The sequence below is a fragment of the Streptomyces sp. NPDC048506 genome (genome assembly GCF_040651315.1).
Lineage (GTDB): Bacteria > Actinomycetota > Actinomycetes > Streptomycetales > Streptomycetaceae > Streptomyces.
The window spans coordinates 38,981-45,090 of record NZ_JBEZIX010000066.1; the positions used below are offsets into that span (position 1 = coordinate 38,981).

Annotated in this window: 8 protein-coding genes; 5 read left to right on the top strand and 3 right to left on the bottom strand. The window is 69.0% G+C overall.

Going from position 1 to position 6,110, the window contains the following annotated elements; genetic code table 11:
* The 3 genes from AB0C96_RS37430 to AB0C96_RS37440 form a co-directional block, all read right to left on the bottom strand.
* The coding region (locus tag AB0C96_RS37430; RefSeq protein ID WP_362924019.1) for a hypothetical protein at positions 1-694 on the bottom strand (694 nt) is incomplete at its 3' end.
* A 143-nt stretch (positions 695-837) separates the two neighbouring features.
* Positions 838-1,068 carry a hypothetical protein gene (locus AB0C96_RS37435; protein WP_362924021.1) on the bottom strand — a complete coding sequence of 77 codons (231 nt, stop codon included), beginning with the start codon at positions 1,066-1,068 and terminating at the stop codon, positions 838-840.
* Positions 1,069-1,465: 397 nt separating this feature from the next.
* Entirely contained in the window at positions 1,466-2,179 is a 714-nt protein-coding gene (locus AB0C96_RS37440; protein WP_362924023.1) for a transposase, read from the bottom strand.
* Between the two features lie 336 nt (positions 2,180-2,515).
* Here AB0C96_RS37440 and AB0C96_RS37445 point away from each other — a divergent pair, with 336 nt between their 5' ends.
* The 5 genes from AB0C96_RS37445 (at position 2,516) to AB0C96_RS37465 (ending at position 5,964) form a co-directional block, all read left to right on the top strand.
* Entirely contained in the window at positions 2,516-2,809 is a 294-nt protein-coding gene (locus AB0C96_RS37445; protein WP_362924025.1) for a tyrosine-type recombinase/integrase, read from the top strand.
* 127 nt (positions 2,810-2,936) lie between these two features.
* Entirely contained in the window at positions 2,937-3,761 is an 825-nt protein-coding gene (locus AB0C96_RS37450) for a HipA family kinase (protein ID WP_362924027.1), read from the top strand.
* Positions 3,758-4,153 carry a DUF3037 domain-containing protein gene (locus AB0C96_RS37455; RefSeq protein ID WP_362924029.1) on the top strand — a complete coding sequence of 132 codons (396 nt, stop codon included), beginning with the start codon at positions 3,758-3,760 and terminating at the stop codon, positions 4,151-4,153. The genes AB0C96_RS37450 and AB0C96_RS37455 overlap by 4 nt, the downstream gene beginning before the upstream one ends.
* A 249-nt stretch (positions 4,154-4,402) precedes the next feature.
* The gene (gene fabG, locus AB0C96_RS37460; protein WP_362924031.1) at positions 4,403-5,164 is read left to right on the top strand and encodes a 3-oxoacyl-ACP reductase FabG; all 762 of its coding nucleotides are present in this window, start codon (positions 4,403-4,405) and stop codon (positions 5,162-5,164) included.
* A gap of 29 nt (positions 5,165-5,193) precedes the next feature.
* Positions 5,194-5,964 carry an SDR family oxidoreductase gene (locus AB0C96_RS37465; protein ID WP_362924033.1) on the top strand — a complete coding sequence of 257 codons (771 nt, stop codon included), beginning with the start codon at positions 5,194-5,196 and terminating at the stop codon, positions 5,962-5,964.
* The last annotated feature ends 146 nt before the right edge of the window (positions 5,965-6,110 follow it).

Sequence of the window (6,110 nt, forward strand, 5' to 3'; positions counted from 1 at the left end):
GATAGCCGTGCAGTAGGTGGGGCTGCACCTGGTCGTGGCAGATTGCGATCCATGCCCCGGCTGGTTCGTCCCACTGGAGATTGCACAGCAGGACCTTCCCCGCCGGCGGTGACTGGTGGATTCTGACGTGGCAGTCGACCGGGGTCGCGGTCAGGCCGGTCAGCTTGAAGTCGTAGATCCCGCTCGGCCGTGACCTGCGTACCCCGAACCCTGGCGCGCCCCGCCCCTGCGCGGTCAGGAATCCCAGCCGTGCTTTGAAGTCGGCGGCATCCCAAACCTCGCCCCCGGGGGCGACATCCGCCAGATTCACGACTGTCGACGTGGAACCGTTCAGTCGGAAGAGCGGGTTGGTCGCCCGGTCCACCGGAAATTGCGTCAGGTAGCCGTAGAGCCAGTTCGGCTGACCACGGTCGTGGCAGATTGCGATCCATGCGTCGGCCGGGTCGTCCCACTGGAGATTGCACAGCAGGACCTGACCCGCCGGCGGTGACTGGGGGATTCTTCTGACGTGGCAGTCGACCGGGGTCGCGGTCAGGCCGGTCAGCTTGAAGTCGTAGATCCCGCTCGGCTGTGACCTGATCACTCCGAACCCCGGCCTACCCCGCCCCTGCGCGGCCAGGGCCGCCAGTTTGGTCTTGAGCTCCTCCACGGAGAACCGCGGCTGCGCGTCGGGGCGATTGTCGTCCGTTCTCACGAAGATGCTCCCTTGGTGTCGATACGGCGCCTGACGGGCTTCCGCTCCATGTACTCGGTCCGGGGAGCACCCGCCTGTCGGTTGCGGGCACAGGTAGTACCTTCAGCGCCTATCGGGTAGTGCCTGGTCCGCTCGCTGCGAGGTCAGCTGTCGGCGCGAACGACAAAAGCGAACGACGAGTCGGGGATATGGCCATCGGGTGTCGATGGCAACTGGCCGACAGTCGCGGCCAGTTGCTGCCGGAGCGGCTTCTGCTCAAGAGCATCGGGCCGCCGCATGATGTAGCCGACGAACCCGGACGTGCCCGGAGGATCGCCGCAGGCTCCGGCCCGCGCGGCGCGACGAGGATCTTCCTGGCGAGCACTGGTTCGCACTCGTCAAGACTGTCGAGCCCGCTCGTCGACAACCCCCATGCGTCACCGAAGTCCACGGCGGACCAAGGAGCGGCGGTCGCTCCCGGGCGCGATCGCATGCAGCACCCGCCGCACGTCCGGCCCGGCATCAGGGACGCCGCAGTCCAGGGCCGTTGCCCACACCAGCGGACATCTGCCCGCGACCAATGCCCAAGGGTGCCTCCTCGATCGGGGGGCGACACCGCCGAAGGACGGCGCAGCCACGCGCATGCCAAGTCCGAAGGTACTTGGCATGTGAAACTCCTGGTGGCATATCCGGAGCCATGTCCTGATCTGTATCGGCCGGTCCCAAAAAGTGCTCTTGCGCAGGGGCGGACCGTGTGCGTGCCGACAACCCTGCGGGACTCTGTCGCCCGATTCATTTATGGCATGCACGCGTCTTTTTTCGGGGCTGAGGGTTGAGATCGAGGTCCGCGAAGTGCGTGCGCCGCGTGGTGCCAAGGGGGCGTCCGGTCCAGTGAGCGTCCATACGGTGGAGGTTGATTGCGGCGGCGCTGAACACGTGGGCCAAGCCGGTCCTGGCCTGGCCTCGGTAGCGGCTGGTGCGGATGCCGGTGGCTCGGACGGCCTGGGAGACCGTGCCTTCGACGCCCGCGCGGGTGGCGTACCGCTGCTTCCAGTTGTCGGTGTCTTGTTCGGCGCGCTGGTGTTGGAGGAGTTCGTGCTCCTCGCGTGGGTGCAGGGTCACGCGCCGGGTGAAGCCGCTGGTGCACGAGGTGCGGACCTTGCAGTTGCGGCAGTCCCACTCGGGGAAGATGACGACGGTGCGCGGTTGCCCGTCCATGCGGGTGTGGCCCCAGTGGCGGCTTTTGGCCCCCGTGGTGCAGAGCGCGTACTGCTCGTCCCGGTGGATTTCGAAGCCGGTCAGGGCGAAGCCCTTGGCCTCGCGGGTCCGCCGGTCGCTGGCGGGCGGGAGCGGTCCGACCAGGTCCTCCATTCTGGAGGCGGCCGTCGATGACCAGCGGCTCGCCAGGAACCCCATGCGCGCGAAGTCCGTGCGGTGGCCCAAGGCGCCGCAAGAGCGACGAGGGGCTTGGCCGTTGGAGACGGTGCTGCGAGTCCGCGACGCCATCAGCCCGCGAAACCGAATAGCCGTCGTTATCGGTCTGGGATGCGGGCTTCGTCAGGGCGAGGTGTTCGGGCTGAGCCCGGAGGACATCGACTACACGCGAGGTGTCCTCCACGTCCGCCGCCAAATACAGGCGATCCGCGGAAGGCTGTACTTCGCCCTGCCGAAGGGGAATGAAGACCCGTACCGTCGACATGCCCTCCTCGGTGGCCGAGGAGCTGAAGCGCCACGTCGAAGCCTTCCCACCCGTGGAAGTGGAACTTCCGTGGGGGGAAGCCGGAGGGAGAGGGGAGGAAGTTCTCCCTGCTGCTCACCACACGATTCGGTAACGCCATCGCGGTGAACACGTGGAACACCTATACCTGGAAGCATGCATTGGCCGAAGCGGGCATCATCCCGCCGCGCGCCGAAGGAGCGAAACCCTGGCAGTGGGCGGCGGCGCCGAAGGGCGGCTTCCACGTGCTGCGGCACACCTACGCCTCACTCATGCTGGAGGCTGGGGAGTCCGTGGTGACTTTGGCGAGGTGGCTCGGGCACTCCTCGCCGACTGTCACGCTAAGTTACCATGCTCACTTCATGCCGGAAGCCGGGGCAAAGGGCCGTACCGTCATTGACGGACTACTTGGGAGGTAAGGCGACCAGCAAGCCAGCCGAAACTCCCCAGATTCTCCCCAGGGCTGATCGAAGCGATTCCCCAGGTTGTACAGCGCCCGAACTCGTCCGAGGATTTCCAGGAAGTCGGGCCGTATAGCCTGGGGAAATGCTGACAGAAGTCACAGCGACCCGCTACGTCACGCCCTTGCGTGAAGGTGGATCGCTCCCGGGGATCGTCGAGGCCGACGATCTCGGTACGTACGTCATGAAGTTCACCGGTGCCGGACAGGGGCGGAAGACCCTGGTCGCCGAGGTCATCTGCGGGCAGCTGGGATGCCGTCTCGGGCTGCGGGTGCCGGACCTGGTGCAGATGCAGCTCGACCCCGTCATCGGTCTCGGCGAGCCCGACCAGGAGGTCCAGGAGCTGCTGAAGGCCAGCGGTGGGCTCAACCTGGGGATGGACTACCTTCCCGGATCGCTGGGCTTCGATCCGCTCGCCTTCGAGGTGAGTGCCCGCGAGGCGGGCCGCGTGGTGTGGTTCGACGCGCTGATCAACAACGTCGACCGGTCGTGGCGCAACCCCAATCTGCTGGTCTGGCACGGCGAACTGTGGCTGATCGACCACGGCGCGGCGATGATCTGGCACCACAACTGGCCGGGGGCGGAGAAGGCCGCGATGCGTCCGTACGACGCCTCCGACCATGTGCTCGCGACCTTCGGACCGGACGTTGCGGCAGCGGCCGACGCGTTGGCGCCGCAGATCACCGAGGAGCTGCTGACCGAGATCGCCGCGGACGTCCCGGACGAATGGCTGGTGGACGAGCCCGGCTTCGACTCGCCGGACGAGCTGCGCCAGGCGTACGTCAGCACGCTGCTGGCCCGCGCCCGGACCATCAGCGACCACATCACCATCGGGGAGCCCACCAAGGACAAGCCTTCGCAGGCCCCGGCGTGGCTGGCCGGCAAGTTGCCGCGGAGGGCAGTGAAGTGACCGGTCTGCACAACGGACGTGACGTCTTCGAGTACGCGGTGCTGAAGGTCGTGCCCCGGGTGGAGCGGGGCGAGATGATCAACGCCGGGGTGGTCGTGTACTGCCGCGCCCGGCGCTTCGTCGAGGCCCGGACCCACCTGGACGAGGCCCGGCTGCTGGCCCTGGACCCCACCGTCGATGTGGAGGGCGTACGGGCCGCGCTGGGCGCCGTGGAGGGCATCTGCGAGGGCGGCGAACGGGCCGGACAGGCGGCCGGCGACGATCCGGGACGCCGGTTCCGCTGGCTGGTCGCGCCGCGCAGCACCATCGTCCAGCCCGGACCGGTGCACACCGGCCTCACCGCTGACCCCGCCGCCGAGGTGGAGCGGCTGCTCGCCCTGCTGGTCCGCTGACACCGACGACGCGCTTCCCAGGGGCGCCCGGCCCGCCGTACGGCGGGCCGGGCGCCCCTGTGTTCGGCGTGATTGCGTCGGGTCCCGGCCGCGGTGCAGGTGAGGTCGGCAACGGCGCGGTGGTGGGGCGTTGACAGCGCCCTGCCGGGCTTCTAGCGTCAGCCCTGCTCAGGCTACTAAGCGGTTGCTCACCCACGGGATCGGTGCGGCGGACCGCTTGTCGAGGTTTCGAGGGTGAGGAGAACCCGCATGTCCACCACCGAGCAGCGCGTCGCCATCGTGACGGGCGCGGCCCGCGGCATCGGCGCGGCCACCGCCGTACGCCTGGCCGCCGAGGGCCGCGCCGTCGCCGTACTCGACCTCGACGAGGCGGCTTGTAAGGACACCGTCGAGAAGATCACCGCGGCCGGCGGGAAGGCCATCGCGGTCGGCTGCGACGTCTCGGACGCCGAGCAGGTGGAGGCGGCCGTCGAGCGGGTCGCCGCCGAACTCGGCGCGCCGACCGTCCTGGTCAACAACGCCGGTGTGCTCCGCGACAACCTCCTCTTCAAGATGAGCGAGAGCGACTGGGACACGGTCATGAACGTGCACCTGCGCGGTGCGTTCCTGATGTCCCGCGCCTGCCAGAAGCACATGGTCGACGCCAAGTTCGGCCGGATCGTCAACCTCTCCTCCAGCTCCGCGCTCGGCAACCGCGGCCAGGTCAACTACTCGGCTGCCAAGGCCGGTCTCCAGGGCTTCACCAAGACCCTCGCCATCGAACTCGGCAAGTTCGGCGTCACCGCCAACGCCGTCGCCCCCGGCTTCATCGCCACCGACATGACCGCCGCCACCGCCGAGCGGGTCGGCATGGGCTTCGAGGACTTCCAGGCCGCGGCCGCCACCCAGATCCCGGTGCAGCGCGTCGGCCACCCCGAGGACATCGCCAACGCGATCGCCTTCTTCACCGGCGACGCCGCCGGCTTCGTCTCCGGCCAGGTCATGTACGTCGCCGGCGGCCCGCTCAACTGACCGCCCCACCGACGCAAGGAGGACGAGACATGACCGAGCAGGACAGCGGGCTCCCCGCGCTCTCCGGCAAGGTGGCGCTGGTCACCGGTGCCAGCCGCGGCATCGGCTACGGCATCGCCGAGGCCCTGGTCGCCCGCGGCGACCGGGTCGTCATCACCGGGCGCAACGAGGACGCCCTCAAGGAGGCCGCCGAGAAGCTGGGCGCGGACCGGGTGGTCGGTGTCGCCGGCAAGGCGCACGACGAGGCCCACCAGGCCGTCGCCGTCGAGCGCGCGATGGAGGCCTTCGGCCGGGTCGACTACCTCGTCAACAACGCCGGTACGAACCCGGTGTTCGGCCCGATCGCCGACCTGGACCTCAACGTCGCGCGCAAGGTGTTCGAGACCAATGTCGTCTCGGCGCTCGGCTTCGCCCAGCGCACCTGGCACGCCTGGCAGAAGGACAACGGAGGTGCGATCGTCAACATCACCTCGATCGCCGGCCTCAACGCCTCGCCCTTCATAGGCGCGTACGGGATGAGCAAGGCCGCGATGGTGAATCTGACGCTGCAACTCGCGCACGAGTTCGCGCCGATGGTCCGGGTCAACTCCATCGCGCCCGCGGTGATCAAGACCAAGTTCGCGGCCGCGCTCTACGAGAACCGCGAGGAGGAGGCGGCGGCCGGCTACCCGATGGCGCGGCTCGGCGTCCCGGAGGACATCGGCGGGGCCGCGGCCTTCCTGCTGTCCGACTCCTCGGGCTGGATCACCGGACAGACGCTGGTCGTCGACGGCGGCCTGTTCCTCAACGCCGGCGTCTGATCCCTCGACGCCGCGGTCCCCAGCGCCGGGCAGGTCCCCTGGTGGACTTGCCTTGGTGTGCGCTCCAAGAGGCAGAGTCGTGGGGGGGGGGGGGGGGGGGCGGGGGGGGGCCCCCCCCCCCCGGGCCCCCCACCCCGCCGCGCCGC

Excerpts from the sequence above, each read along its gene's own strand:
- AB0C96_RS37440 (WP_362924023.1), bottom strand. The coding sequence starts at position 2,179 with ATGGCGTCGCGGACTCGCAGCACCGTCTCCAACGGCCAAGCCCCTCGT.
- AB0C96_RS37450 (WP_362924027.1), top strand. The coding sequence starts at position 2,937 with ATGCTGACAGAAGTCACAGCGACCCGCTACGTCACGCCCTTGCGTGAA.
- fabG (WP_362924031.1), top strand. The coding sequence starts at position 4,403 with ATGTCCACCACCGAGCAGCGCGTCGCCATCGTGACGGGCGCGGCCCGC.
- AB0C96_RS37465 (WP_362924033.1), top strand. The coding sequence starts at position 5,194 with ATGACCGAGCAGGACAGCGGGCTCCCCGCGCTCTCCGGCAAGGTGGCG.